26 protein-coding genes, 2 tRNA genes and 1 pseudogene are annotated in these 25,731 nt (G+C 62.2%); 17 read left to right on the top strand and 12 right to left on the bottom strand.

From position 1 onward, the window contains the following. Positions 1-55 precede the first annotated feature (55 nt). The 4 genes from rpsI to FJ490_RS04710 form a co-directional block, all read right to left on the bottom strand. The gene (gene rpsI, locus FJ490_RS04695; RefSeq protein WP_140493960.1) at positions 56-538 is read right to left on the bottom strand and encodes a 30S ribosomal protein S9; all 483 of its coding nucleotides are present in this window, start codon (positions 536-538) and stop codon (positions 56-58) included. Between the two features lies 1 nt (position 539). Next, positions 540-1,004 carry a 50S ribosomal protein L13 gene (rplM, locus tag FJ490_RS04700; protein WP_010915638.1) on the bottom strand — a complete coding sequence of 155 codons (465 nt, stop codon included), beginning with the start codon at positions 1,002-1,004 and terminating at the stop codon, positions 540-542. 274 nt (positions 1,005-1,278) lie between these two features. Continuing rightward, a complete protein-coding gene (locus FJ490_RS04705) occupies positions 1,279-1,926 on the bottom strand; it encodes a LysE family translocator (RefSeq protein ID WP_140666791.1) in 648 nt (215 codons plus the stop codon). Between the two features lie 62 nt (positions 1,927-1,988). Then, positions 1,989-2,435: a PaaI family thioesterase gene (locus FJ490_RS04710; protein ID WP_140728265.1), complete on the bottom strand. Its 447-nt coding sequence runs from the start codon at positions 2,433-2,435 to the stop codon at positions 1,989-1,991. 152 nt (positions 2,436-2,587) lie between these two features. On the opposite strand from FJ490_RS04710, the gene FJ490_RS04715 reads away from it, so the two are divergent. The 6 genes from FJ490_RS04715 (at position 2,588) to FJ490_RS04740 (ending at position 7,015) form a co-directional block, all read left to right on the top strand. Then, positions 2,588-3,409, top strand: a complete 822-nt coding sequence (locus FJ490_RS04715; protein ID WP_140728266.1) for an enoyl-CoA hydratase — start codon at positions 2,588-2,590, stop codon at positions 3,407-3,409. Between the two features lie 11 nt (positions 3,410-3,420). Further along, complete coding sequence (locus FJ490_RS04720) at positions 3,421-3,843, top strand: VOC family protein (protein ID WP_140521831.1); 423 nt, start codon at positions 3,421-3,423, stop codon at positions 3,841-3,843. Beyond that, positions 3,843-4,625, top strand: a complete 783-nt coding sequence (locus tag FJ490_RS04725; protein WP_140521833.1) for an AAA family ATPase — start codon at positions 3,843-3,845, stop codon at positions 4,623-4,625. The genes FJ490_RS04720 and FJ490_RS04725 overlap by 1 nt, the downstream gene beginning before the upstream one ends. Continuing rightward, positions 4,622-5,143 carry a CoA-binding protein gene (locus tag FJ490_RS04730; RefSeq protein WP_140521835.1) on the top strand — a complete coding sequence of 174 codons (522 nt, stop codon included), beginning with the start codon at positions 4,622-4,624 and terminating at the stop codon, positions 5,141-5,143. Before FJ490_RS04725 ends, FJ490_RS04730 begins: the two co-directional genes overlap by 4 nt. Positions 5,144-5,300: 157 nt before the next feature. Next, positions 5,301-6,581 carry an O-acetylhomoserine aminocarboxypropyltransferase gene (locus FJ490_RS04735; protein WP_140728267.1) on the top strand — a complete coding sequence of 427 codons (1,281 nt, stop codon included), beginning with the start codon at positions 5,301-5,303 and terminating at the stop codon, positions 6,579-6,581. Positions 6,582-6,664: 83 nt separating this feature from the next. After that, positions 6,665-7,015: a cupin domain-containing protein gene (locus FJ490_RS04740; RefSeq protein WP_181165167.1), complete on the top strand. Its 351-nt coding sequence runs from the start codon at positions 6,665-6,667 to the stop codon at positions 7,013-7,015. A gap of 41 nt (positions 7,016-7,056) precedes the next feature. Here the strand turns inward: FJ490_RS04740 and FJ490_RS04745 are convergent, their stop codons facing one another. Next, a complete protein-coding gene (locus tag FJ490_RS04745) occupies positions 7,057-8,307 on the bottom strand; it encodes a cytochrome P450 (protein ID WP_140728268.1) in 1,251 nt (416 codons plus the stop codon). A gap of 104 nt (positions 8,308-8,411) precedes the next feature. Between FJ490_RS04745 and FJ490_RS04750 the strand changes: the two genes are divergently transcribed. Then, entirely contained in the window at positions 8,412-9,515 is a 1,104-nt protein-coding gene (locus tag FJ490_RS04750; RefSeq protein ID WP_140728269.1) for an FAD-dependent oxidoreductase, read from the top strand. Positions 9,516-9,517: 2 nt separating this feature from the next. On the opposite strand, the gene FJ490_RS04755 is transcribed toward FJ490_RS04750, so the two are convergent. After that, positions 9,518-10,108: a hypothetical protein gene (locus FJ490_RS04755; RefSeq protein WP_140556961.1), complete on the bottom strand. Its 591-nt coding sequence runs from the start codon at positions 10,106-10,108 to the stop codon at positions 9,518-9,520. Positions 10,109-10,446: 338 nt separating this feature from the next. On the opposite strand from FJ490_RS04755, the gene clpP reads away from it, so the two are divergent. From clpP to FJ490_RS04775, 4 genes are all read left to right on the top strand, one after another. Next, positions 10,447-11,076, top strand: a complete 630-nt coding sequence (gene clpP / locus FJ490_RS04760) for an ATP-dependent Clp endopeptidase proteolytic subunit ClpP (protein WP_027028064.1) — start codon at positions 10,447-10,449, stop codon at positions 11,074-11,076. Positions 11,077-11,371: 295 nt separating this feature from the next. Further along, positions 11,372-12,646 carry an ATP-dependent Clp protease ATP-binding subunit ClpX gene (clpX, locus tag FJ490_RS04765; RefSeq protein WP_140493939.1) on the top strand — a complete coding sequence of 425 codons (1,275 nt, stop codon included), beginning with the start codon at positions 11,372-11,374 and terminating at the stop codon, positions 12,644-12,646. Between the two features lie 272 nt (positions 12,647-12,918). Further along, the gene (lon, locus tag FJ490_RS04770) at positions 12,919-15,330 is read left to right on the top strand and encodes an endopeptidase La (RefSeq protein ID WP_140493937.1); all 2,412 of its coding nucleotides are present in this window, start codon (positions 12,919-12,921) and stop codon (positions 15,328-15,330) included. 196 nt (positions 15,331-15,526) lie between these two features. Then, positions 15,527-15,799, top strand: coding sequence for an HU family DNA-binding protein (locus FJ490_RS04775; RefSeq protein WP_006201846.1), 273 nt, complete (start codon positions 15,527-15,529; stop codon positions 15,797-15,799). A 93-nt stretch (positions 15,800-15,892) separates the two neighbouring features. Here the strand turns inward: FJ490_RS04775 and FJ490_RS04780 are convergent, their stop codons facing one another. Further along, the gene (locus FJ490_RS04780) at positions 15,893-16,915 is read right to left on the bottom strand and encodes an aldo/keto reductase (protein ID WP_140515754.1); all 1,023 of its coding nucleotides are present in this window, start codon (positions 16,913-16,915) and stop codon (positions 15,893-15,895) included. Between the two features lie 208 nt (positions 16,916-17,123). Between FJ490_RS04780 and FJ490_RS04785 the strand changes: the two are divergent. Both FJ490_RS04785 and FJ490_RS04790 read left to right on the top strand, forming a co-directional pair. Beyond that, a pseudogene (locus tag FJ490_RS04785) lies at positions 17,124-17,669 on the top strand (SIS domain-containing protein). A 4-nt stretch (positions 17,670-17,673) separates the two neighbouring features. Continuing rightward, positions 17,674-18,417, top strand: coding sequence for a creatininase family protein (locus FJ490_RS04790; RefSeq protein WP_140515756.1), 744 nt, complete (start codon positions 17,674-17,676; stop codon positions 18,415-18,417). 45 nt (positions 18,418-18,462) lie between these two features. On the opposite strand, the gene FJ490_RS04795 is transcribed toward FJ490_RS04790, so the two are convergent. From FJ490_RS04795 to FJ490_RS04805, 3 genes are all read right to left on the bottom strand, one after another. Further along, on the bottom strand, positions 18,463-19,380 hold the full coding sequence (locus FJ490_RS04795) for a carbohydrate ABC transporter permease (protein ID WP_140728270.1): 918 nt from the start codon (positions 19,378-19,380) through the stop codon (positions 18,463-18,465). A gap of 13 nt (positions 19,381-19,393) precedes the next feature. Next, the gene (locus FJ490_RS04800; RefSeq protein ID WP_140521848.1) at positions 19,394-20,515 is read right to left on the bottom strand and encodes a sugar ABC transporter permease; all 1,122 of its coding nucleotides are present in this window, start codon (positions 20,513-20,515) and stop codon (positions 19,394-19,396) included. A 97-nt stretch (positions 20,516-20,612) separates the two neighbouring features. After that, on the bottom strand, positions 20,613-22,277 hold the full coding sequence (locus tag FJ490_RS04805) for a sugar ABC transporter substrate-binding protein (protein WP_140728271.1): 1,665 nt from the start codon (positions 22,275-22,277) through the stop codon (positions 20,613-20,615). Positions 22,278-22,566: 289 nt separating this feature from the next. Between FJ490_RS04805 and ugpC the strand changes: the two genes are divergently transcribed. Genes ugpC through rbsK form a run of 3 tightly spaced genes read left to right on the top strand, consistent with a single transcriptional unit; the run spans position 22,567 to position 25,030 of the window. Continuing rightward, positions 22,567-23,616 (top strand): sn-glycerol-3-phosphate ABC transporter ATP-binding protein UgpC, encoded by a 1,050-nt coding sequence (gene ugpC, locus FJ490_RS04810; protein WP_140666775.1) that lies wholly within the window; start codon positions 22,567-22,569, stop codon positions 23,614-23,616. A 27-nt stretch (positions 23,617-23,643) separates the two neighbouring features. After that, positions 23,644-24,096 (top strand): RbsD/FucU family protein, encoded by a 453-nt coding sequence (locus FJ490_RS04815; protein WP_140515764.1) that lies wholly within the window; start codon positions 23,644-23,646, stop codon positions 24,094-24,096. A 4-nt stretch (positions 24,097-24,100) separates the two neighbouring features. Beyond that, positions 24,101-25,030 carry a ribokinase gene (gene rbsK, locus FJ490_RS04820; RefSeq protein ID WP_140493918.1) on the top strand — a complete coding sequence of 310 codons (930 nt, stop codon included), beginning with the start codon at positions 24,101-24,103 and terminating at the stop codon, positions 25,028-25,030. A gap of 26 nt (positions 25,031-25,056) precedes the next feature. Here rbsK and FJ490_RS04825 read toward each other — a convergent pair. After that, a tRNA-Val gene (locus FJ490_RS04825) sits at positions 25,057-25,132 on the bottom strand. Between the two features lie 216 nt (positions 25,133-25,348). Here FJ490_RS04825 and FJ490_RS04830 point away from each other — a divergent pair. Beyond that, a tRNA-Asp gene (locus FJ490_RS04830) sits at positions 25,349-25,425 on the top strand. Positions 25,426-25,471: 46 nt separating this feature from the next. Here FJ490_RS04830 and FJ490_RS32585 read toward each other — a convergent pair. Beyond that, on the bottom strand, positions 25,472-25,621 hold the full coding sequence (locus tag FJ490_RS32585; protein WP_181165118.1) for a hypothetical protein: 150 nt from the start codon (positions 25,619-25,621) through the stop codon (positions 25,472-25,474). Positions 25,622-25,731: the final 110 nt, after the last annotated feature.

Below are 25,731 nucleotides of genomic sequence, written 5' to 3' on the forward strand. Positions count from 1 at the left end.
CGCAACGCAAAAAGGCCGCCCGGAGGCGGCCTTTCGATTGTGAAGCTGCCTGCGCCTAGCGCTTCGAGAACTGGAACGAACGACGGGCCTTCGCCTTGCCGTACTTCTTGCGCTCGACGACGCGGCTGTCGCGGGTCAGGAAGCCGCCCTTTTTGAGCACGGCACGCAGCGCCGGCTCATAATAGGTCAGCGCCTTGGAGATGCCGTGACGCACAGCGCCGGCCTGGCCCGAAAGGCCGCCGCCGATGACGGTGGCGACGATGTCGTACTGGCCCGAGCGGTTGGCGGCGATGATCGGCTGGTTGAGGATCATCTGCAGGACCGGACGCGCGAAATAGGTCGCGAATTCCTTGTCGTTGACGACGATCTTGCCCGAACCTGGCTTCACCCAAACACGCGCGATGGCGTTCTTGCGCTTGCCGGTGGCATAGGCGCGGCCCGACTTGTCGAGCTTCTGGACATGGACGGGTGCCGCGGCCTGCGTATTGGTGTTGCCGGTAGCGGCGCCCAGTTCTGCGAGCGAGGAAAGCTCAGCCATCTTATGCGACCTTCTTGTTCTTGGAATTCAGCTTGGCCACGTCGAGCACTTCTGGCTGCTGGGCGACATGCGGATGCTCGGCACCTGCATAGACGCGCAGGTTCTTCATCTGGCGACGGCCGAGCGGGCCACGCGGCACCATGCGCTCGACGGCCTTCTCGACGACACGCTCGGGGAAACGGCCTTCAAGCAGTTGGCGCGCGGTGCGCTCCTTGATGCCGCCGGGGTGCCCGGTGTGCCAGTAATAGACCTTGTCGGTGAACTTCTTGCCGGTGAACACCACCTTGTCGGCATTGATGACGATGACATTGTCGCCGTCGTCGACATGCGGGGTGAAGGTCGGCTTGTGCTTGCCGCGAAGATGATTGGCGATAACGGTGGCGAGCCGGCCGACGACGAGACCTTCGGCGTCGATCAGGATCCACTTTTTCACCACATCCGCAGGCTTCTGCGAAAAGGTTGTCATGTTTTCTGCTTTCGGTTCGGACCTTCCCCAATCCACAAACGATAAGGAAGGCGTTTCTTGTTGCTTGGATTGGCGAAAAGCGCTTGCCCGCCGCCAATAACAAAACGGCGGCCTTTGCGGGCCGCTGCTTCGTGAGGGCTTATAGGGGAGAAGGGTAGCCCTCGTCAAGCATCATTGGGAGTCAACGAAAACGAAAAACCGTTAAATTTCAACGGCTAAACTATGTGGTATTATTTTACAACACGACCTACCGCCAAAACGGCTGGTATTTCGCTCACCGCCGGCCACTCGTCACTGCAAGCAGGAGTCTGATGCCAACGCCGACCATAATGGCTCCGGCTAGCCTTCCCTGCCACACGACGAAGCTGCTTCGGCGCGACAGCCAGCCGCCGACCGCGCCGGAGGTCAGCGCGATGGCGCCGAGGACAACCATTCCCATCATCTTCATGGTCGTGCCGAGAATGACGAACTGCAACGCCGCTGGACCGGCCCAAGGGTGAACGAATTGCGGCAGCATCGCTAACATGAAGGCAAGCGTCGTCGGATTGGTGAGATTGCAGATCATGCCCTGCCGGAAAGCGGCAGCAGTGCCACCGGTGTTGGCAAAGGCAGAGGTACGACTTTCATCCTGCCGGCGCGCCAACAGGAATTTGACCCCGATGGCGATCAGATAGATGGCGCCGACGATTTGGAGAAAGCTGTAAAGAGGCGGCGAGGATGTGATCAGCGTGGCAAGTCCCATCGCAAGTAATGGAATTTGTACGACGCCGGCCGATACGCAGCCTGTCGCGGCCGCCAGCGCGTGGCGCCAGCCCTGTCCGACGCCGCGACTGATCACAAGCATCATATCGGGCCCGACGCCGGAAAGCTGGTAGGCAAGCACGGCGCCGAGAAAGGCAAGGTATGTGGTCAGATCGGGCATGCCGCAAAACGGACGTGTCGATCGGGAGTTCCGGCCAGGATGCCGGATCGGCCTTCTCCGTGTCAGCGTTTCGGCGGGATCGAATAGGTTCCGGTGGCGTGCGCCACTGTCTGCCCCTCCGGGCCGGCGACGATGTCGATGTCGAAGACCATCAGGTTCTTTCCGAGCTTCAGGATGCGGCAATGGCCATCGATCGGTCCTGCCTCGGCCTTGCGGACGAAATTGATGTTGAGATTGATGGTGACCGAGAGCGCATTGGGCCCGGCATGGCTGAGCACGCAGACATAGCCGCCAATGTCGGCCAGCGTGAACAAGGCGGGGCCGGACACCGTACCGCCGGGACGCAAATGCCGTTCGCCGGCATTAAGCCGCACGGTGCAGCCGCCGGGAAACACGTCGGTTGCCTCAAAGGCCGGGCCCTTTTCGTTAAGCTGCGGAAACACGGTCTCCATCAGCGCATTGACCTGGGCTGCTGTCAGCACCGGCTCGAGCTTGGTCTGGGCGGGCATCTCGGTCCTCATTCTGCGCCAAGCCTGTATGGGCGAAGCGGCGCGTTTCTGGCAACACCTTCATCCTACTGGCGCAAGCGATACGGTGTTGATGAAACCCCAGCCGATATTAGATACGCTGCCAGCGGAATGGAATCGCGGAGACCTTAGCCATGGCCGAAATCCTTGCCATCAAGCCTGTCGCAGTTGAAGGGCCGGTTGCGGCTAGCCGCGACGAGGGCGTGCTGCGCCTGACGCTTGCCAATCCCCCCGCGAACGCGCTTTCCCTGGCGGTGATGGCGGCGCTGACGGAGGAACTGGACCGCGCCACGGCCGACAAGGCCGTTCGCGTCATAGTGCTGTCGGCGGCCGGAAAGGTATTCTGCGCCGGCCACGATCTGAAGGAGATGACAGCGCGCCGCGCCGACACCGATCGCGGCAAGGCCTTCTTCGAAGAGACGTTTGCCGCCTGCGCCACGCTGATGCAGGCGATCGTGCGCCACCCCAAGCCGGTGATCGCCGAGGTCGATGGCCTGGCCACCGCCGCCGGCCTGCAGCTTGTCGCCAGTTGTGACCTCGCCATCGCCTCGCATGAGGCGACGTTCTGCACGCCGGGCGTCAATATCGGCCTGTTCTGCTCGACGCCGATGGTGGCGCTGTCTCGCAACGTCTCGCGCAAGCACGCCATGGAAATGCTCCTGACCGGCGAAACCATCGATGCCGCGACCGCCAAGGAGTTCGGCCTGGTCAACCGCATAGTGCCGCGCGAGTACCTGAATCAGATTGTCAACAAATACGCGCAAACCATTGCTTCAAAATCACCTTCGGTGCTGAAGACCGGCAAGGAAGCGTTTTATGCGCAGGCCGAGATGGGGCTGGCGGATGCCTATGCCTATACCGGCCGGGTCATGGTCGAGAACATGCTGGCGCGTGACGCCCAGGAGGGCATCGGCGCCTTCATCGGCAAACGCAAGCCGGAATGGATCGACGAATAGGGACGAAAGTCATGGAGCCGCGCATCTCCATCATCACCATCGCCACCGACGATCTCGATCGTGCGGTGCGCTTCTACGAGACGATGGGCCTGAAGCGTCATGCCGGCATCACCGATGGCGTCGCCTTCTTCCAGATGGGTGGTGTTATACTCGGCCTGTTCCCGCGCGTCAGCGCCGAGGAGGATTCCGGCATCACCTTCGCCAAGGCGCCTTCCGCCGTCTATCTCGCCTACAACACCCGCTCCGATGCCGAAGTCGACGCGGTGCTTGCGATGGCTGAAGAGGCCGGCGGCCGCATCGTCAAGCCGGCAGGCCGTGCCTTCTGGGGCGGCTGGTACGGCTATTTCGCCGATGCCGACGGACATGTCTGGGAAGTGGCGCACAACCCGGCCTTTCCGATCGCGGAAGACGGTACGATCTCGCTGCCCGATTGATGGCTCACCGCAGGCAGTTGACGCGGCTCAAGGCGCCCTATCTCAAGCGCATTCTGCTCGATTCCGAGCGGGTGACCGATTGGGAAAAATACCCGTGGAACCTGCCGCTGTTTCGCGGTCACGCCTTCGAACTCGAATTCACCACACCAATTACCATCATCGTCGGTGAGAACGGCACCGGCAAATCGACATTGCTCGAGGCGATCGGCGCGCTCGCCGGTTACGACGAAGCCGGAGGCGGCAAGGGCTACCGGCCTGTCGACCATTCCGGCGCCATCGACAGGAGTGGTGCCGCGCTGGCAGATACCTTCCGTGGCCATTGGTTGCCAAAAGTCACCGCCGGCTGGTTCTTTCGCGCCGAATCCTTCTACTCGGTGGCTCGCTATCTTGACCAGGTGGCCCTGGAAGATCCGTTCAAGCCACCTCCGCCCGACTTTCTGTCCTGGTCGCATGGCGAAGGGTTCATCCGCTTCTTCGAGGAACGTTGCCGCAGGCAAGGCATCTACATCCTCGACGAGCCCGAAAGTGCGCTGTCTCCATCGCGCCAGATCGAACTTCTCAAGATGCTGCGGCGCATGGATCGGTCGGGCACTGCGCAAGTGATCATGGCGACGCATTCGCCGCTGCTGATGGCCTGTCCAGGCGCGCGGCTGTTCCGCATCAGCCGGTTCGGGCTAGATTCGACCGATTTTCGTGATACGGACCACTTCCGCATGATGCGCGATTTCAGCAGTGATCCTGATGGCTTTCTCGCCGAGGCGTTGTATGAGGACGAGCCATGAATCACGATAGCTATGACAACGCCTACATCGCCGGCATCCTCAATTCGGTGAAGACCATCGCCATGGTCGGCGCGTCCGCCAACGACGTTCGTCCAAGCTATTTCGTGTTGAAATACCTGCTGGCCAAGGGGTTTGAGGTGTTCCCCATCAATCCGGGCCATGCTGGCAAGGAGATACTCGGCCGTACGGTCTATGGCAGCCTTGCCGAGATTGCCCAGCCCATCGACATGGTCGACATCTTTCGCGCCTCGGCGGCGGTGGCCGGCGTTGTCGACCAGGTACTGAAGCTCGATCCCCTGCCGAAAGTGATCTGGATGCAACTCGGCGTGCGCCACGACGAAGCCGCCGCACGCGCCGAAGCCGCCGGCGTTAAGGTGGTGATGAACCGCTGCCCCAAGATCGAATATGGCAAGCTGTCCGGCGAGATCGGCTGGACCGGGGTCAATTCCGGTGTGCTGTCGTCGAAGAAGCCGCTGATGCGGTCGGGATTCCAGAGTTTCGGCGTGCGGCAAAAATAGACAAGGGGAAGGCGCAAAATTATTCCGGCAGGAGCCGTATTTTCCTGCTGCCTGGTCGAAGATGACACGCCGAAGGGTATTTTCTTCTTTGCATTCGTGGTTGAGCTTGGCCAAGAATGGCCGGCGAATTTCAGAAGTTTTTTCGAGGGAGGTTTCAGTGACCCGCACGCCCGGTTTCAACACGCTCGCCGTCCATGCCGGCGCCAAGCCCGATCCGGCCACCGGCGCACGCGCCACGCCGATCTACCAGACGACCTCCTTTGTTTTCGACGACGCCAATCATGCTGCCTCGCTGTTCGGGCTGAAGGCCTTCGGCAACATCTACACCCGCATCATGAACCCGACGCAGGCGGTGCTCGAAGAACGCATAGCGGCGCTCGAGGGCGGCACGGCCGCCCTTGCGGTGGCGTCCGGCCACGCCGCCCAGGTAATCGTGTTCCACAATCTGTTGCAGCCGGGCGACAATTTCGTTGCCGCCAACAAGCTCTATGGCGGTTCGATCAACCAGTTCGGCCATGCCTTCAAGAACTTTGGCTGGGAGGTGCGCTGGGCCGAAGCGAACGATCCGTCAACCTTCGAGAGCCAGATCGATGACAAGACCAAGGCGATCTTCATCGAGAGTCTGGCCAATCCCGGCGGCACCTTCGTCGACATCGAGAAGATCGGCGACATCGCGCGTAAGCATGGCCTGCCGCTGATCGTCGACAACACCCTGGCCTCGCCCTACCTGATCCGGCCGATCGAGCACGGCGCCGACATTGTCGTCCATTCGCTGACCAAGTTCATTGGCGGTCACGGCAACTCGATCGGCGGCGCCATCGTCGATGGCGGCACGTTCGACTGGTCGAAATCAGGGAAGTACCCGATGCTGTCGGAACCGCGCCCCGAATATGGCGGCCTGGTGCTGCACGAAACCTTCGGCAATTTCGCCTTCGCCATCGCCGCGCGCGTGCTTGGCCTGCGCGATCTCGGCCCGGCGATTTCGCCGTTCAACGCCTTTCTCATTTTGACAGGCCTCGAAACCTTGCCGCTGCGCATGCAGCGCCATTGCGACAATGCGATCACCGTCGCGGGCTGGCTGTCCAACCATCCCAAGGTGGCCTGGGTCAACTATCCCGGCCTTCCCAGCGACAAGAACAACGCCCTGCAAAAGAAATACTCGCCGCAAGGCGCCGGCGCGGTCTTCACCTTCGGCCTCAAGGGCGGTTACGAGGCCGGCGTCAAATTCGTTGAAGCGTTGGAGTTGTTCTCGCACTTGGCCAATGTCGGTGACACCAAGTCGTTGGTCATCCATCCGGCGTCGACCACGCACCGACAGCTGTCCGACGAGCAGAAGGTCAAGGCGGGTGCGAGACCGGACACGGTGCGGCTGTCCATCGGCATCGAGGACGTCACCGACATCGTCGCCGACCTCGAACAGGCACTCGCCAAAGTTTGATCTATCCTCCCCCTCGTGGGAGGGTCGGCGCAAAACGCCGGGGTAAGGCGAGCCGGCCCGAGGCCGGTTCTTCATGGAGGCAAATCCTGTCCGAGCATTACCTGACGATATCGACGGATTCTGTCGACGCCGAAGAAGGCGCGCCGGCGCCCGATCGCCTGATCTCGGGCGATCCGAAATTCCGCACCTGGAACGTCGAGGAGCGCGAAGGCGGTCTTTATGCCGGTATCTGGGAATCGACTCCGGGCAAGTGGCGCATCGTCTACGACGAATGGGAATTCTGTCACATCCTTTCCGGCGTTTCGGTGATCGAAGAGGAGGGTGGCGAAGCGCGCACCGTCAGGGCCGGCGACAGCTTCGTGCTGCGACCTGGCTTTAAGGGAAGCTGGGAAGTGCTTGAAACCACCCGCAAGGAGTATGTGATCAGGCTGTGATCCTTTACTGCGCGCAGCTCACAGCTCAGGCCTGCGCTCCTTCAGAAGCCGACGGTGAGCGCTTCCAGCCCGTGGAAGTGATACGTGTCGCGGAAGCTTGGGCTTTCGGCAAGACGAAGCTTTGGGTGCCGCTCGAACAATGTTTTCAGCGACACCTGCAATTCGAGCCTGGCCAGGGGCGCGCCGATGCAGAAATGGATGCCGGCGCCGAACGACACGTTCTTCTGGTCGACACGACCCGGCCGGAAGGCCCGCGGCTCGGCAAAGGCATGAGGGTCATGGTTGGCCATGCCAAGCAGCAGACCGATCGTCTGGCCGGGCGGCACGACGATCCCGGGAGCGATTTCGATCTCCTGGTAGGCGTAGCGGGTGAACATGTGCAACGGCGCGTCGAAGCGCAGGCATTCTTCGACAGCGGCCGCTGTTGCCTCGGCTGAGGTGAAGAAACGGCGCGGGTCGCCGCCTTGCGCCAAGATCGAGCGCACCGCATTGCCGGTCTGGTGCACGGTCGCTTCGTGGCCGGCATTGAGCAGCAGGATCGCCGAGGACACCATTTCGTCTTCCGACAATTTTTGGCCGCCCTCCTGCGCCGAGATCAGCAGCGACAGCAGGTCGTCACCGGGATTTTTGCGCCGTTTGGCGATGGTGCCGCGCAGGAAATCGGCGAAATCCTGAGCCGCGCGATTGGCCGTCTCCTCGGTCTCGCGAGTGCGGCCATGCACGTACATGGCGACCATTCGATGTGACCAGTCGAGCAGTTGCGGTCCCATTTCGACCGGCACGCCGAGCATCTCGGCGATGATGGTGATGGGCAGGGGAGAAGCGAAGGCGGGCAGCAGGTCGACTTGCTTGCCCGGCTCGAAACGATCGATCAGTTCGTTGGCGAGTGCCTCCACGCGCGGCCGCAGCCGCTCGACCTGGCGCGACACGAAGGCGCGGTTGACCAGTGTTCGAAGCCGCGTGTGTACCGGCGGCTCCAGTTCCAGCATGGAATTGGCTTCGATGCCGTCGAATGCCTTGAGATGTGTTCTATCCCGGCCGATGCCACGACTGTCGGGAATGCCCGCCGGGTTCTGGCGGCCGAAGCGGCGGTCGCGCAACAGCTTGTTGACGTCGTCGAAGCCGCCAAAGCACCAGAATCCGAATTCTTCCCAGAAAAAGGCATTCGATGCATCGTGCAGGAACGCATAGGCCTCGTACGGATCCTGGAAGAAAGCGCGCTCGTGCGGGTCAAGCCTCAGGTGACGGGTCGCTGGATCAAAGGCGAGGTAGGATGGCGTCGATTTGGTCATGCCAGACCAATAGCGCGGCTTGCCAGCCTGGTTCCAGACCGTATGTTGGCGGCCGCAATCCAATGCGTTGAGCCAGCCGCAACGGCTGCGGAAAGTCTGATTTGATGAATGTGATCGTTGTCGGCGCGGGCATCGCCGGTCTCTCCACCGCATGGTCGCTGGTCAAGGCTGGCCATAGCGTTTCCATCGTCGAGCAGGGGCCGATCCCCAATCCGTTGGCGGCATCCGGCGACCATCACCGCATCATTCGCCGTGCCTACCGGGCCGGGACCGGCTACGGCCGGCTGATCAGCGAGGCCTATGAAGCCTGGGACGAAATGTGGGCCGACCTCGGCGAGAACCATCTCGATTCCAGGGGCTTCCTCTGCGTCTCGCGCGAGCCGGGCGACGAAGCCGAGGAATACCGGGAAGGGCTGGAGGAGGGAAACTATCCGTTCGACCTGCTGGAACCTGATGCCGCGGTCGAACGCTGGCCTTTCCTGGAGCCGGGCTCGTTCCGCTACGCCTATTTTTCGCCGGAAGGAGGCGCGCTGCATTGCCGCAAGATCGCGTCCGGCCTGGCCAAGTGGCTGCGCGCCAACGGCGCCAACGTCTACGGGAACAGCAAGGTGACGGCAGTTGACGCCGAGGCAGGGCATATCGTGCTCGCGTCCGGCGAGACGATGCAGGCCGACCGCATCGTCGTCGCTGCGGGCGCCTGGGTGCTGAAACTGTTCCCCGAACTCGGCGGCGAACTGAAGACGTACCGAACCGCGCTCGCCTATGTCGAACCGCCGGCGGACCTCAAGGCCGTCTGGGAAGTTGCGCCCGTGGTCCTCGATGTAGGTGGCAAGACCGACGGTTACATGATCCCGCTGACCCGAGGTGCCGGCATGAAGTTCGGTTCAGGCCTGCACAGGGTGCCGACCAGCGACGCCGACTGGAACCGGCAGCCGGTGCCGGGCGAGGGCGAGGCGATTCGCAACCTGTTTTCGCCGCCGATCGCCCGCATCGAGGAGTATGTGGTGACCGAAGTGGTCACCTGCGCCTATACATTCACGGACGATGAGAAATTCCTGGCGCATGAGACGGGCAAATGCCTGATCGTCTCGGCCTGCTCGGGCCATGGCTACAAGTTCGGCGCGGCGGTCGGCCGGCGCGTGGCGGCGGCTGTCGATGATGGCGATATTGCCGGCCTGAAACGTTGGTTGCGAGCCGAAATCGCCTGAATTCAGTCCTGGCAATGCCTGGGAATATGCACGCGCCGCCAGCCGGATGAGCCTTCGCGCACCAGCACGCGCCGCGCGACGGTCTGGTAGGCGGCGGGAATGCCGATGACGCGCCGCTGCTCCGGTCGCACCAGCACCTCCTCGGCGATCCTGTCATATTGCGCCGGGATGACGGTGCGCCTCGTGCGCTCCGGCCGGATCACCACCGTTTCGGCGACGCGTTCATAGCGCGCCTTGTGCCGTACCTTGCACAGCACCTTGCGGCCGTGGATGACGCGCCATTCCCAGGAATAGCCGCCATCGTCGACCTTGACTGTGTGGTAGACGGTGCGGGTGATTGCGGGCACCACCTCATAGGTCACCTGTGCCGGAACCGTCATCACCACGCGCTCGCGCGTGCCGTAGATCGGCGCTTCATAATCGACCTGCTGGCTGGGCGGACTGATCATCACGTCCTCGTACACGGTGTCATAGACATCAGGCGTTTGGACCGGCTCATAGCATTCGACGGCGCGGCCGCCGGCCGCCGTCTGCGAAATCGAGCCGAGCATGGTCAGCCCGGCCATGGCGAAGCATGCGGTTTTCCTGGACATAACGTTCCCCCTGTTGAACCGTGGACACAAGTTCAACGTTGAATTGTAGGGGAAGCGGTCCGCGAGAAAAGCAGTTTCGGCGCATTTCGTTAAGTGATGCGGTTAAGAAACTGCTACCTGTCTTCGGCCGCAGGTGCCGTCGCGAGCCGGCGGAAGCGCCCGCCGCTGCGAATCTCGCCTGGAAAGCTTGATTCGACTTACCCAGATGGCTAGGAGGGGTCGGCCTTGCACAAGGATGAGCCGGCATCCTATTTACACAATAACGATCCAGAACCGATTCTGCCCGAGTTGCCAGCATGTCCGGCGCCGGAATCCCACCGCGAGACAAGAGATAACGAATGAAGAACCCCGTCGAAACCTACATGAACCTCGTTCCGATGGTGGTCGAACAGACCAATCGCGGCGAGCGGGCCTACGACATTTTCTCGCGCCTCCTCAAGGAGCGCATCATTTTCATCACCGGTCCGGTCGAGGACGGCATGGCGACGCTGGTCTGCGCGCAGCTTCTGTTCCTGGAAGCCGAGAATCCGAAGAAGGAAATCAACCTCTACATCAATTCGCCCGGTGGCGTCGTCACCTCGGGCATGGCCATCTACGACACCATGCAATTCATCAAGCCGGCCGTGTCGACGCTGTGCATCGGCCAGGCGGCCTCCATGGGCTCGCTGCTCCTGACCGCCGGCCACAAGGACATGCGCTTCGCCACGCCGAACGCCCGCATCATGGTTCACCAGCCGTCCGGCGGCTTCCAGGGCCAGGCGTCCGACATCGAGCGTCATGCCCAGGACATCATTAAACTGAAGCGCCGCCTCAACGAGGTGTACGTCAAGCACACCGGCAAGAGCTACGACGAGATTGAAAAGACGCTCGACCGTGACCATTTCATGACCGCGGACGAGGCCAAGGACTTCGGCCTGATCGACAAGGTCATTTCGTCGCGCGAAGCGGCCGAAGGGGCGCTGGCATAACGGCATATTGGCAGTTGGATGGCGGCATCACGCGCTTTTGGCGCGTCTTGCGGCATTTCGGCCACAATTGGCTGTTCCCTCGACGATCGGGATTGCCTACGTTAAGGCTATGTTGATTTTCGACGGCTTAGCTTTGTGTGGGGTTGCTGCGAATCATTGCCACGTTTTCTGATTTGTGTTTCGTACGGAATACGTTGCGGGAGCCGGGATACTGGCGGCGGCGGATTCCCGCGATAAATAGAGTATGCGCCCTTTCAGCCAGACCATCGGCGGGCGGCCATGAAAGGACATGAAAATGAGCAAAGTCGGCAACAACAGCGGCGATTCCAAGAACACGCTTTATTGCTCGTTTTGCGGCAAAAGCCAGCATGAGGTGCGCAAGCTGATCGCCGGCCCGACGGTCTTCATCTGCGACGAATGCGTCGAGCTGTGCATGGACATCATCCGCGAGGAGAACAAGACCTCGATGGTGAAGTCGCGCGAGGGTGTGCCGACCCCGCAGGAGATCCTCAAGGTTCTCGACGACTACGTTATCGGCCAGCCCTACGCCAAGCGCGTGCTCTCGGTGGCCGTCCACAATCACTATAAGCGCCTCGCCCATGCCGGCAAGAACAACGATGTCGAACTGGCCAAGTCCAACATCCTGTTGATCGGCCCAACCGGTTGCGGCAAGACGCTGCTGGCGCAGACGCTCGCCCGCATCATCGACGTGCCCTTCACCATGGCCGATGCCACGACGCTGACCGAGGCCGGCTATGTCGGCGAGGACGTCGAGAACATCATCCTGAAGCTGTTGCAGTCGGCCGACTACAATGTCGAACGCGCCCAGCGCGGCATCGTCTACATCGACGAGATCGACAAGATCTCGCGCAAGTCCGATAACCCCTCCATCACCCGCGACGTGTCGGGCGAGGGCGTGCAGCAGGCGCTGTTGAAGATCATGGAAGGCACTGTCGCCTCGGTACCGCCACAGGGCGGCAGGAAACATCCACAACAGGAGTTCCTGCAGGTCGACACCGCCAACATCCTGTTTATCTGCGGCGGCGCCTTCGCCGGGTTGGACAAAATCATATCGGATCGTGGCCGCAAGACCTCGATCGGCTTCGGCGCCACCGTGGCATCGCCCGAGGATCGCCGCACCGGCGATGTCTTCCGCCTTGTGGAGCCAGAGGATCTCTTGAAGTTCGGCCTCATTCCCGAGTTTGTCGGCCGTCTGCCGGTCCTGGCGACGCTGGAAGACCTCGACGAGCCGGCGCTGATCCAGATCCTGACCGAACCGAAGAACGCACTGGTCAAGCAATACCAGCGGCTGTTCGAGATGGAGAATGTCGACCTGACCTTCCACGAGAACGCATTGTCTGCGATCGCCAAGCGCGCCATCGAGCGCAAGACCGGCGCGCGTGGCCTGCGCTCCATCATGGAAGCGATCCTGCTCGACACCATGTTCGAACTGCCGGCGCTCGAAGGCGTGCGCGAAGTGGTGATTTCGGAAGAAGTGGTGACCGGCAGTGCCCGGCCGCTCTACATCTATTCCGAACAGAAGGAAAAGAAGGGCAATGTCAGCGCCTGACATGCCACTTGAACCCATATTTTTGTGGAACGGCGCCCTCGGGGCGCCGTTTTGCCATGAGAGGCATGCGACCTTCGCGAGGGAATGGAACGCCGGCGATGTTAACTCTTGATCTTTGGCCCTCCTGCATCCACCTAACACGAGAAGGCCGAGGTGCCCGATTTCTGTGCTGTAAAACTCCCGTCACAACGGTGGTAGGCGGAACGATCCCCGGTCGTTAATATAAGATTCGCGGTTGGCCGATTGGCGGCCGCGACATGAAAGGTTGGACAATGGCCAAAATAACCAAGGCTCCCAGCGACGGCGTCTTCGCAGTCCTCCCACTGCGCGACATCGTGGTGTTCCCGCACATGATCGTTCCGCTCTTTGTCGGGCGTGAAAAGTCGATCAAGGCGCTGGAAGAGGTGATGGGTCAGGAAAAGCAGATCCTGCTCGCCACCCAGATGAATGCCGCCGATGACGATCCGGAGCCCGATGCCATCTTTGATATCGGCACGCTCGCCAACGTGCTGCAATTGCTGAAGCTGCCCGACGGCACCGTCAAGGTGCTGGTCGAAGGCGCCTCGCGCGCGAAAATCACCGCCTTCACCGACCGTCCCGACTTCCATGAGGCCCGCGCCACCGCGCTGGTCGAGCCGGAAGAGGAAGAGGTTGAGGTCGAGGCGCTGGCTCGTTCGGTCGTCACCGACTTCGAGAACTACGTCAAGCTCAACAAGAAGATCTCGCCCGAGGTGGTTGGTGCCGCCAGCCAGATCGACGACTATTCCAAGCTCGCCGACACGGTCGCTTCGCACCTCGCCATCAAGATCCCCGAAAAGCAGGAGATGCTGGCCACGCTCTCGGTCAAGGAGCGGCTGGAAAAGGCGATGGGCTTCATGGAGGCCGAAATCTCCGTCCTGCAGGTGGAGAAGCGCATCCGCTCGCGCGTCAAGCGCCAGATGGAGAAGACGCAGCGCGAATACTACCTCAACGAGCAGATGAAGGCGATCCAGAAGGAGCTCGGCGAAGGCGAGGATGGCCGCGACGAGGCCGCCGAGATCGAGGCCCGCATCAAGAAGACCAAGCTCTCCAAGGAGGCTCGCGAAAAGGCGGAAGCCGAATTGAAGAAGCTGAGGACGATGTCGCCTATGTCGGCGGAATCCACCGTGGTGCGTAATTATCTCGACTGGATCCTGTCGATTCCGTGGGGCAAGAACTCCAAGGTCAAGCAGGACCTGGCGTTCGCGCAGAACGTGCTCGACACCGACCATTTCGGTCTCGACAAGGTCAAGGACCGTATCGTCGAGTATCTCGCCGTGCAAAGCCGCCAGAAGAAGCTCAAGGGGCCCATCCTGTGCCTCGTCGGCCCTCCCGGCGTCGGCAAGACCTCGCTCGGCAAGTCGATCGCCAAGGCGACCGGCCGCGAGTTCATCCGCATGGCGCTGGGCGGCGTGCGTGACGAGGCCGAGATCCGCGGCCACCGGCGCACCTATATCGGCTCGATGCCCGGCAAGGTCATCCAGTCGATGAAGAAGGCGAAGAAATCCAATCCGCTCTTCCTGCTCGACGAGATCGACAAGATGGGCCAGGATTTCCGCGGCGATCCGTCGTCGGCTTTGCTGGAGGTGCTCGACCCCGAGCAGAACTCGACGTTCATGGACCACTATCTGGAGGTCGAGTACGACCTGTCGAGTGTGATGTTCGTGACGACGGCGAACACGCTGAACATCCCTGCGCCCTTGATGGACCGCATGGAAATCATCCGTATCGCCGGCTACACCGAGGACGAGAAGATCGAGATCGCCAAGCGGCATTTGCTGCCGAAGGTGGTGCGCGATCACGCGCTGCAGCCGAAGGAGTTCTCCGTCAGTGAGGACGCGATCCGCGCCATCATCCAGACCTACACCCGTGAAGCGGGCGTCAGGAGCCTGGAGCGCGAGCTGATGAAGCTCGGGCGCAAGGCGGTGACCGAGATCCTGAAGACGAAGAAGAAGACTGTGAACATCACGGCGGACAATCTCGCCGATTATCTCGGTGTTCCGCGCTTCCGCTTCGGTCAGGTCGAGGCAGACGACCAGGTCGGCGTCATCACCGGACTTGCCTGGACGGAAGTCGGCGGCGAGCTGCTGACGGTCGAAGGCGTCATGATGCCCGGCAAGGGCCGCATGACGGTGACCGGCAATCTGCGCGACGTGATGAAGGAATCGATTTCGGCGGCGGCCTCCTATGTCCGCTCGCGCGCTCTCGATTTCGGCATCGAGCCGCCGCTGTTCGACAAGCGCGACATCCACGTCCACGTGCCGGAGGGTGCCACGCCCAAGGATGGGCCGTCGGCCGGTGTGGCGATGGCGACCGCGATCGTCTCCGTGCTGACCGGCATTCCGGTCAGGGCCGATGTCGCCATGACCGGCGAGATCACGCTGCGCGGCAGGGTGCTGCCGATCGGCGGTCTGAAGGAGAAGTTGCTTGCCGCACTGCGCGGCGGCATCAAGAAAGTGCTGATCCCGGAAGACAACGCCAAGGATCTGGCGGATATTCCTGACAACGTGAAGAACGGTATGGAAATCATCCCGGTCTCGCGGGTCGGCGAGGCGTTGCGCCACGCGTTGGTGCGTATGCCGGAGCCAATCGAATGGGTCGAACCGGTCAATCCTCCTGCCGCGACGGACACTGCGGATGACGCCGGAAAGTCGCTTGCGCATTAGTTCTTGCTAAAGTTGCGGCGCACAAACAGAAAGCCGGGCCTCGCGCCCGGCTTTTTCATGTGAAAAACCCCGGAATTCCGGGCTTTTTTCCATTCTTTCCCGGCTTTTCGACTTGGTTGCGCGAGCGCTTCTTTCTAAAGTCCGTTTCCTGCCGGATGAGTCGTGAGTTCCGGTGTTCTCATGGAAGGGAATTTTTATGAACAAGAACGAACTGGTGTCCGCTGTTGCCGACGCCGCGAGCATTTCGAAGGGTGACGCGCAGTCGGCTGTCGATGCGGTATTCTCCGTCATCACCGGCGAACTGAAGAAGGGCGGCGATGTCCGGCTTGTCGGCTTTGGCAATTTCACCGTGTCAAAGCGCGCAGCCTCGACCGGCCGCAACCCTCAGACCGGCGCCGAAGTAAAGATCCCGGCGCGCACCGTGCCGAAGTTCTCGGCCGGCAAGGGTCTCAAGGACGCCGTCAATTAAGCGCCTTTTTTAAATTTCAAAATATCAGAAAAGCCGGGCAAGCCCCGGCTTTTCTTTTGCGCTCCTACTGGTCGATAGGTTCGTGATTGCGAGCTACCCGGTCGGCGCGTCCGCCCGCATCAGGCCGTCCTTCTTCAGGTCGGCCCAGAGTGCCGCCGGCAGTCTCGCATCGAGCAGTGACCGATTGCTTTCGACCTCGCTTGGCCGCTGGCCACCGGGGATCACCGACACGACGGACGGATGCAGCAACGGGAACTGCAGCGCTGCTTCGATCAAGCGCACGTCATGCCGTCGGCAGACCGCCTCGATGCGCGCCACCCGGTCGAGCACGTCCCGCGGCGCTTCGGTGTAGTTGTAGAAGGCACCCGGCTTCGGCCCCGTGGCCAGGATTCCGGAATTGTAGGGGCCGCCCAAAACGATGCCGATGCCGCGCTTCTGGCAGAGCGGCAGGAAGGATGTCAGCGCCTCCTGCTCGAGCAGCGTATAGCGGCCGGCGAGCAGGAACAGATCGAAATCACCGCGCTCGGCCAATGTCTGGGCAACCTGCCATTCGTTGATGCCGCCACCGAAGGCCTTGATGACGCCCTGGTCGCGCAAGGCAAGCAGCCCGTAATAGCCGGAGCGCATAAACTCCTCTATGCGCTGGTCGGACGCTTCCTTGCTGCCATGGGTGAAGATGTCGACGTCGTGCACGAACAGAATGTCGATGCGGTCGACGCCGAGCCGTTCCAGGGACGCTTCGAAGGAGCGCATCACGCCGTCATAGCTGTAGTCGTAGACCTCCTTGCGCGACGGCGTGTCGAAGAACTTGCCGATGCCGGTGCGCTCTTGCGGCGGACAGGCGCGCATGATGCGGCCGACCTTGCTCGACAGCACGTAGTCGTCGCGCTTCTTGCCGCGCAGGAAGGGGTTGAGCCGCGTCTCCGACAAGCCAAGCCCATAGAGCGGCGCGGTGTCGTAATAGCGGCAGCCGGTCGCCCATGCAGCCTCCAGCGTCGCATTGGCGTCCTCGTCGGAGACCGCGCGGTAGAGGTTGCCGAGCGGCGCCGTGCCGAAGCCGAGTTCGGTGAAGCTGATGCCGCCATTGCCGATGCGGTCGAAATGCCGTGTCTTCATATCCTGCCGTTTGCCTCATTGATTTGTCTGACATGACACTATCACGCTCGTGGCACAGCAAAAGCGCGCAGGGGCGTTGGACACGGATTTTGGCGGTGATAGCATGAATAAAAACAAGCTGTTCGGGGAGAGACGTGACCGGGAATTTCCACTCTTCTTCGACCTCGGATCGTTGGACGGCACCGTCGTGAGCGATGGGGGCTCGCAGATGTTCAGGACCGCTCTGGACGAGCTCGGCACTGTGCTGGCGCGCGTCGACGACGGCCGGATCGATGCCGCCTGCGAGATACTTGCAGGAGCACGCCAGATCGTCGTCTATGGCTGCGGCCGCGAGGCCTTGCAGGTCAAGGGCTTCGCCATGCGCCTCCATCATCTGGGCCTCCCGGTGTCGGTGGTCGGCGACATGGCCACGCCGCCCGTGGGGCAGGGCGATATCTTCCTGGTCAGTTCCGGGCCTGGAGAAACCGCGACCGTGCTAACCCTGATGCAGGTGGCGCGCTAGGCCGGCGCGACGGTTCTGCTTCTGACCGCTCAGCCCGGCGGCAGTGCAGCGCGCTTGGCCGACTTCACGCTGCTCGTGCCGGCGCAGACCATGGCCGACGACCAGGGTCCGCAAAAAACATCGGTCCTGCCGATGGGATCGGTGTTCGAAGGCGCGCTGTTCCTGCTGTTCGAGGTCATGGTGCTGAAACTCAGGGGTCTGACCGCGGCCTCGCCGGAGGCGATGCGGGCCCGTCACACCAATATGGAGTAGTGCGATGCGCTACGAGTTGATGCTGCCGCACCAGATCCGCAAGGCGATCGCCCAGAACTGGCCGATCGCCCTGCCGCTCGGCGTGCTCGAATACCATGGCGAGCACATGGCGGTCGGCATGGACACGCTGGCGGTCGTCAAGACGCTGGAGCTGTTTGAGAAGGAGCGGGAGATCGTCATCCTGCCGCCCTTCTACTACGGCGCGGCGAGCTACGCCGTGGCGCCGCCGGAGGGCACAGGCTCGGTGCAGGTTGGCGGCAATCAACTGGCGCCCTTCGCGGAGGAACTGTTCTACAGCCTGCTGCGCATCGGTTTTCGCAACATCCACGCCATAATCCACCACCAGACCGAGAATTTCGCCGCCGGCATGCCGACCGATCTCGCCTTCAAGGCCGCCGGACGTCAGGCGATCTTCCGCTTCCTTGAGAAGGAACGAGGTGAAGGCTGGTGGGGCTCCGAGGCGATGGCCGCCTACTATGCCGAGCATGCCGAGGGCAGCAATTTTTTCAACTGGGTGCAGGTGCATCCGCTGATGCCGGCCGAGATGAACGGCAAGTACCCGTTCGATCATGCCGGCATCGGCGAGACCTCGCTGATGCTGGCGCTATGCCCTGAGGCTGTCGATGCCGGCCATTTCGCCGACAATACGAGCTGGTATACGGCCAGCGCTCCGGATGCCTCGGCTGCGCTCGGAGCAGAGGGCGTTGCCATGATCATGGATCACCTGCGCACGATCCTGAGGGGCTAGCGCGGTTCTCCTTCTCCCTTGTGGAGAAGGTAAGGACGGCGCCGCCTATTTCACCGCTCCCGCGGTCATACCCATGATCAGGTAGCGCTCCAGCGCGATGCCGATGACGGCCAAGGGCGCGATTGCCGCCGTGGCAAGCGCTGCCATCGACCACCAGTTGATGCCTTGCGAACCGGTCTGGCTCGCCACCATGACCGGAATTGTCTTGGCGTCGGTCGAGGTCAAAAGGGCGGCGAAGAAATACTCGTTCCAGCACAGCACCATCGCCAGGATGAAAGCCGCGACCATGCCGGGCAGGGCGATCGGCATGACGATGCGAAAGAACGCGCCCCAGATCGACAACCCGTCGACGAGGGCCGCTTCCTCGAGCTCGACCGGGATGGAATTGAACTGGTCGCGCATGATCCAGATGACGATCGGCAGCACCATCAGCGTGTAGAGCAGGATCAGCCCGATGCGCGTGTCGAGCAGTCCGACTTCGCGGTAAAGCACCAGGAACGGCAGTGCGAGCACGACCGGCGGCAGGATGAGCTGCGACAGGAAGAAGAAGGAAATGTCCTCGTTCTTGAACCAGGCGAAGTGATAGCGGTAGCGCGTGAGGCCGTAGGCGGCGAGGCTGCCGATGACGATGGCGAGGCTCGACGCGCCGACCGAAGTGATGACCGAATTCATGAAGCGCTTGAAGAATTCGTCGCGGACGGTCGACGTCTGGAAGATCGAATCCGGCGACAGGCCAAGCGATCGCCAGCCCTTCCAGTCCGGCTGGAAGTCGACGAAGGGGATCAGATGCCCCTGGGTCACGTCTACCGCCGACTTGAACGAGGTCGTGATCGTCCAGTAGATCGGAAAGAGGCAGATGAAGGCCCAGAACACAAGCGCGCCATAGATGAAGACGCGGCTGGTGATGAAGCTCGCCGGTGAGCGGATTTCGGAGACGGTATAGTCGGTGGGATGAACGCTCATGATCCCTGCCGCACTAGTTCACATTGCGCACGAAGCGGTTGGCGACCTTCAGCAGCCAGGTCACGAACACCACGATGATGACGAGATAGGCCATCGCCAGCATCGTGCCGTAGCCGACATTGGAACGGTCCCGGTACTCGCGATAAATAAAGCTCGACACGGAATCGGTGGCGCCGCCGGGACCACCCGAAGTGACCGTGATGATGATGTCTGCCAGTTTCAGCTTGAAGATGATGCGCAACACGACGGCGGTCACCGACACCGGCAGCATCAGCGGGAAGGTGACCTGCCAGAAGGTTTGCCAGGCCGTGGCGCCGTCGACGCGCGCGGCCTCCAGCACCTCGCGCGACATCGCCTGCAGGCCGGCAAGCAGCATGATCATCATGAAGGGGATGAAGGTCCAGGCGTCGAGCATCATGATCGAGATACGGGCGGTGATCGGGTTGGAGAAGAAAGCGGGGTTGTCCCAGCCGAGGTGGCGGGCCAGCGTCGCCGCCGGCCCGAACCGGTACTCCATCAGCGATTTGCCAATCATCCACGAGACCGCGACCGGCGACAGCATCAGCGGCATCAGGAAGACGACGCGGAAGAATTTGCGCGCCCGGATCTGCGCGTTGAGCAGCAGCGCCAGGCCGAAGGCGATGACATATTCGACCAGCACCGCCAGCACATAGAGCACCATGTTGAACAGCGCGTTGCGATAATAGGGATCGCCGAGCATCTGCCAGAAATTGTCGAGCCCGTTGAACTTGCGGCCCGAGAACGAACTCAGGTTCCAGTCGGTCAGCGCGATGTAGAAGCCGAACAGGGTCGGGAAGATCACCATGGCGATGGTGAACAGCAGCGCCGGCAGCAGGAACAGCGCCCGCTGGCCGTCTTCGCCGCGCGTCAGCACCTGGCCGACGCCGAGTGCCACGCCCCACAGCACATAGGCGTAGACCACGGGCCGCCATGTCTCGAAGCCGATCGTGTCGACCTCGCTCTTGTAGAGGATTTGCACCAGGATCGTTGCCAGAAGGCCGAGCGTCGCGACGGCCATCAGGGCCCAACCAAGCCGTTTGCGGCCGGGCGGGATCAGATCGGTCGGTACGGAATTTGCCGGCCACGCATTCGTGGTCGAAGTCTGGTCAGCCACGCCTCTTGCCTCTTTTGCGCAAATGACCGGCCGAAGCCGGCCAAGATACGGCCCGGCGACGACGTTCCGCCGGGCCGTGATCCATCATAACGCCTGCCTACAGGCCGAGCGAGGCCTTGTAGAGCTTGATCTGGTTGTCGCGGCCGATCTGGTCGGTCAGCTTCTCCCAGGCCGCGGCAATGGCGTCTGCGCCTTCCTGTGCCTTCATCTTGCCGGCGAAGGTGTTTGCCAGAATGTCCTCGGCGGCTGAATAATATTGGAAGATGCCGGGAATGCGTGGCTCGATCGCCGCGTTCGGGTGGTTGTAGCTGTCCGATTCCGACTTGAGATAGGAGGTGATGAAGGCTTCGTCATAGCCCGCCGCCACCCATTCCGGAATGTCGAAATGCGAGTTGCGGTAGGGCTGGAAGCCCGACGGGTACATCGCCGTCCAGATCGACAGGTCCTTGCCGCCGAGATGGGCGGCGGCGGACCATGCCGCCTTCTTCTTCTTCTCGTCGCTATCGACGCGGGCCATGACGTATACGCCCCAGCCGAGATAGGCGCAGTTCGGCGCATAGTTCGGTCCGCTGGCGAGTTTGTCCCACTGCCCGGTCTTGGAGTTGTAGACATCGTCGGAGCCGGGCAGGATCGAGAAGCCGGTGACGTCGCCCACGACGGAGGAGTCGTTGGTCTTGACGTTCGAGCCGACATCGCCCCACCAGGTGACCATCGAGCCGGTGCCGGCCAGGAACTGCTGGAAGGCGGTGGTGTTTGGATCGGCGTTGATCTGGTCGGCAGGCTCCGAAGGCAGCGCGTCGATCACGTCCTGTATAGCGCGCACCCAGGCCGGATTGTTGATGCGCGGCTTCATCGTGTCGGCGTCGAACAGCCAGGCCTTGTCGTCGGGGTGCTTGGCGTAGGCGGTGGCGCGGCTGCCAAGGAAATAGAAGCCGAATCCGCCCCAGGGTTTCGGCGCGTCGAGATAGCCGTAGACGTCCTGACCCTTGACCTGCTTGCCCTTGAGGAACTTGGTGACAGCCTGGACCTGCTGCCAGGTCTTCGGCACGCCCCATTCACCGCCGCCGCCGCCGTCCTTCCAGGCCTTGGCGAGGTCGGCATCGGAAAACACATCGGTGCGGTAATTGAAATTATGCGCGTCGCCGTCGACGGTCACGCGGTACTGCTTGCCGTTCCAGGTGCCGACAGGCGGCTTCAGATAGTTGACGAGGTCGTCGAAATCGATCTGGGTCTTGACCCAGTCGGGCATCTCGGACGTGAGGCCCTTGCCGCAGACGTCGCCCTCGAACGGCGCGCCCATCTCGATGATGTCGAAGTCGACCGTGCCGGTGGCGATCGACTGCTGCAGACGGGCATTGTAGTCGGCCTGCGCCAGATCGATCCAGTTGATCTTGGCGCCGGTATAGGTTTCCCAGGGCTTCAGGAAGCCGCGGAACAGCACATTGTGCAGGTTCTGGTTGTTGAGACCCATGAAGGTAAGCTCGACGCCGGCGAATTCGCCTTCCTTGACATTGGCCTTGGTCGCCTCGAGGCAGAGCTCGCCGACCTTCTGGAAGTCGGCGTCGGTCGGCTGACCCTTGCCCACGCCGGGGATCTGCAGGATTTTCGAGCGCAGCTCGCTGGCGGCGGAGGCCGGGCGCGTGAGGGCGCCGAGCCCGGCGCCGGATGTGGCAGCGATCGCGGCCATCGAGGCCGCGCCCTTCAATATGTCGCGTCGGGTTGCCCCCGCGCGGACCAGCGTTTCGTAGAGACCTGTTTTCATCGATGTTCCTCCCAGAATATCTGTTGTGAATGCGGCCAAATTTCTCAGGCGCTGGAGCGCCAAACGATTCTCCCGGTTCGGAAACGAACGATGCAGGACCCCACCTGCTCGATTGAAGTTCCGTTTTTTTGGTTCGGGCGACCGGTATTCGGACCAGCGCCCGTCACTATTCTCGCAACCAAACGCCGTGTCAACGAGACCGGGTTTTTGTCGGGAAGAGACCGGCTTGCCCTGGCAGGTCGCGTTGGTTAGCTTCTGCGCATACGGCAATGGAGCCGATGGGGGAGATATGGCTCAAGTCGCGATCAGCAAAGTGGCCAAGGCGTTTGGAACCGTCAAGGTTCTGCACGAAGTCAGCGTCGATATATCTGACGGCCAATTCGTGGTGCTGGTCGGTCCTTCGGGTTGCGGCAAGTCCACGCTGCTGAGAATGGTGGCGGGGCTGGAGACCGTCTCCGGCGGCACGATCGCCATCGGCGACCGTGTGGTCAACCACTTGCCGCCGGCCAAGCGCGACATCGCCATGGTGTTCCAGAACTATGCGCTCTATCCGCACAAGACAGTCGAGCAGAACATGGCCTTTGCGCTCAAGCTGCGCAAAACCGATCCGGCCGTGGTTGCCGAGCGGGTCAAGCGCGCCGCCGACATCCTCGACCTCAACCCTTATCTGAAACGCTATCCCCGGCAGCTTTCCGGCGGCCAGCGCCAGCGCGTCGCCATGGGCCGCGCCATCGTGCGCAACCCGCAGGTGTTCCTGTTTGACGAGCCGCTCTCAAATCTCGACGCCAAGCTGCGTGTGCAGATGCGCACCGAGATCAAGGAACTGCACCAGCGGCTGAAGACCACCACCATCTATGTCACGCATGACCAGATCGAAGCCATGACCATGGCCGACAAGATCGTGGTGATGCGCGACGGCCGCATTGAACAGGTCGGCGCACCGCTAGAACTGTTCGACCGGCCTGCCAACTTGTTTGTCGCCGGCTTCATTGGCTCTCCGTCGATGAACCTGCTCAAGGGCGTCGCGCGCAAGGGCGGTGTCGACATCGCCGGCGCTCTGTTCCCGGTCGCGCCCGGCAGCGCTGCGGAGGAAGGGCGCGCCGTCGTCTATGGCGTGCGGCCGGAGCATCTCGAGATTCATGCCGATGGCGTGCCTGCCAAGATTTCGGTGGTCGAGCCGACTGGCTCGGAAACCCTGGTCTTCCTGCGTTTCGGGGACGGCGAGATGGTGGCGCTGTTCCGCGAACGCCACGACTTCAAGCCCGGCGATACGCTCAAGCTCAGGCCGCGGCTCGACCACATCCATCTGTTCGATGCCGAGACCGGCAGGCGTCTCTGATCTCAAACTCATTTCACGAGGAATATCATGCTCAAAGGGATCAATCCGCTCCTCAATGCCGACGTGCTCCAGGCATTGCGGGCGATGGGACACGGCGACGACCTGATTATCGCCGACACCAACTTCCCCTCCGATTCGGTGGCGCGCCAGACGGCGCTCGGGCGGCTGCTGCGCATCGACGCGCCGGCGGCGCAAGTCGTGAAGGCGGTGCTGTCGCTCTACCCGCTGGATACATTCGTCGACGATTCAGCCGCGCGCATGGAGATCGTCGGCAAGCCGGACGAGATCCCGCCCGTTCAGCAGGAAGTGCAAAAGGAGATCGACGCCGCCGAGGGCAAGCCATGGCCGATGCTGCCGGTCGAGCGCTACGCTTTCTACGAGCGCGCCAAGCAGGCTTACTGCGTCATCCAGACCGGCGAGCGCCGGTTCTACGGCTGTTTTGCCTTCCGCAAGGGCGTGGTCCCGCCGGATGCGGAGTAGCGGCATGCTGGCCGGCAAGCCGATCGTCATCCTCGGAGTCTTTGTCGCCGACACGGCCTATCGCGCCGCGCGGCAGCCGCGCATGGGCGAGACGATCCTCGGAACGTCCTTCACCCTCGGTCCCGGCGGCAAGGGTTCGAACCAGGCGGTTGCGGCCGGTAAGCTCGGCGCCGATGCAACCTTCCTCACGCGCCTCGGCGTCGATGCCTTCGCCGACATGGCCAAGCGCACCTGGAAGGACGCCGGCGTGAAGAATGCCGTGATCGACACGCCCGACAGCTATACGGGCGCTGCCTATATTTTCGTCGAGGAGGGCACCGGCAACAACGCCATCATCGTCAGCCCCGGCGCGGCGATGCTGATCTCGCCCGACGACATCGAGGCCAATGCCGCCCTGATTCGTGGTGCCGGCGTCTTCGTGACGCAACTCGAACAGCCCATCGAGGCGGCGCTGCGGGCGTTGGAGATCGCGCGCGGGGCAGGGGTGACGACCATCCTCAACCCGGCTCCAGCGGCCAGGCTCCCCGACCGCATCTATTCGCTCTGCGACTACCTCACGCCCAACGAGACGGAGACGGAGGAGTTGACCGGCATGAAGGTCGCCTCTGTCGATGACGCCCGCGCAGCCGCCGGCAAGCTGCTCGAAAAGGGCGCCGGCGCCGTCATCGTCACGTTGGGAGAGAAAGGCGCATTGCTGCACACGAGGGATCGGTCCGAACATGTCGCCGCCGTCAGCGCCGGCCCGGTGGTCGAGACCACGGGAGCCGGCGATGCCTTCAATGGCGGCCTGGCCGCCGCGCTGTCGCGTGGGATGGAGCCCCTGCAAGCCGTGCGCTTTGCCTGCGCCGTTGCGGGCATTTCGGTGACGAGGCCAGGCACCGCGCCGTCCATGCCGGACTTGCACGAGGTCGAGGCGCTGCTGGCAAGGGGCTGAGGCGTTTTGAATGAAAGGCGCCTGAATGGTGGGCGATGACGGGCTCGAACCGCCGACATCTTCGGTGTAAACGAAGCGCTCTACCAACTGAGCTAATCGCCCGCTCCGGGCCGGACCTTTAAGCGGTCGGGACCAGCTTCGCAAGGCCAAATGAGTGTGGGACGCCGTGGTTGCGGGCCGTATTTGCGAACAAAACGCCGGCTGTCAAAAAACCTTCTCCAGTTTGATGTTATGATGGTTTCGTGCGCTTGACACCCGGTGGCGAACCCCTTATCCAGCGCCCAACGACGAACACGGCTGACACGTGCTCGTCAATGCGCGGGTGTAGCTCAGTTGGTTAGAGTGCCGGCCTGTCACGCCGGAGGTCGCGGGTTCGAGCCCCGTCACTCGCGCCATTAGTTTCAAGGGGTTAGCTACCGCCCCTTGAAAAAGTTTCAACTCTCATTTTCCGGAGAGTTTCAACTTTTCGTATTCATTCCGTTCCTGGCCGAGCAGTTTCCTGCCCCTACGTCGGGCTGCGCAGACGGCTACCAGATTGACCGGCATGTACGTCTTCTGGAGCGCCTTGTTCTGGTCGATTGAATTGGCCATCTTGGCCGAGATCGCCTCGATCGAAGCGCCGCTGGCGCGGCGTTGGCCTCGACCGCACCGGAACGCCCAACGTCCATGAACCGGGCGGGCCGAGGGGGGACGCATCGCGA

It is taken from the genome of Mesorhizobium sp. B2-5-11, assembly GCF_006440835.1.
Classification (GTDB): domain Bacteria; phylum Pseudomonadota; class Alphaproteobacteria; order Rhizobiales; family Rhizobiaceae; genus Mesorhizobium.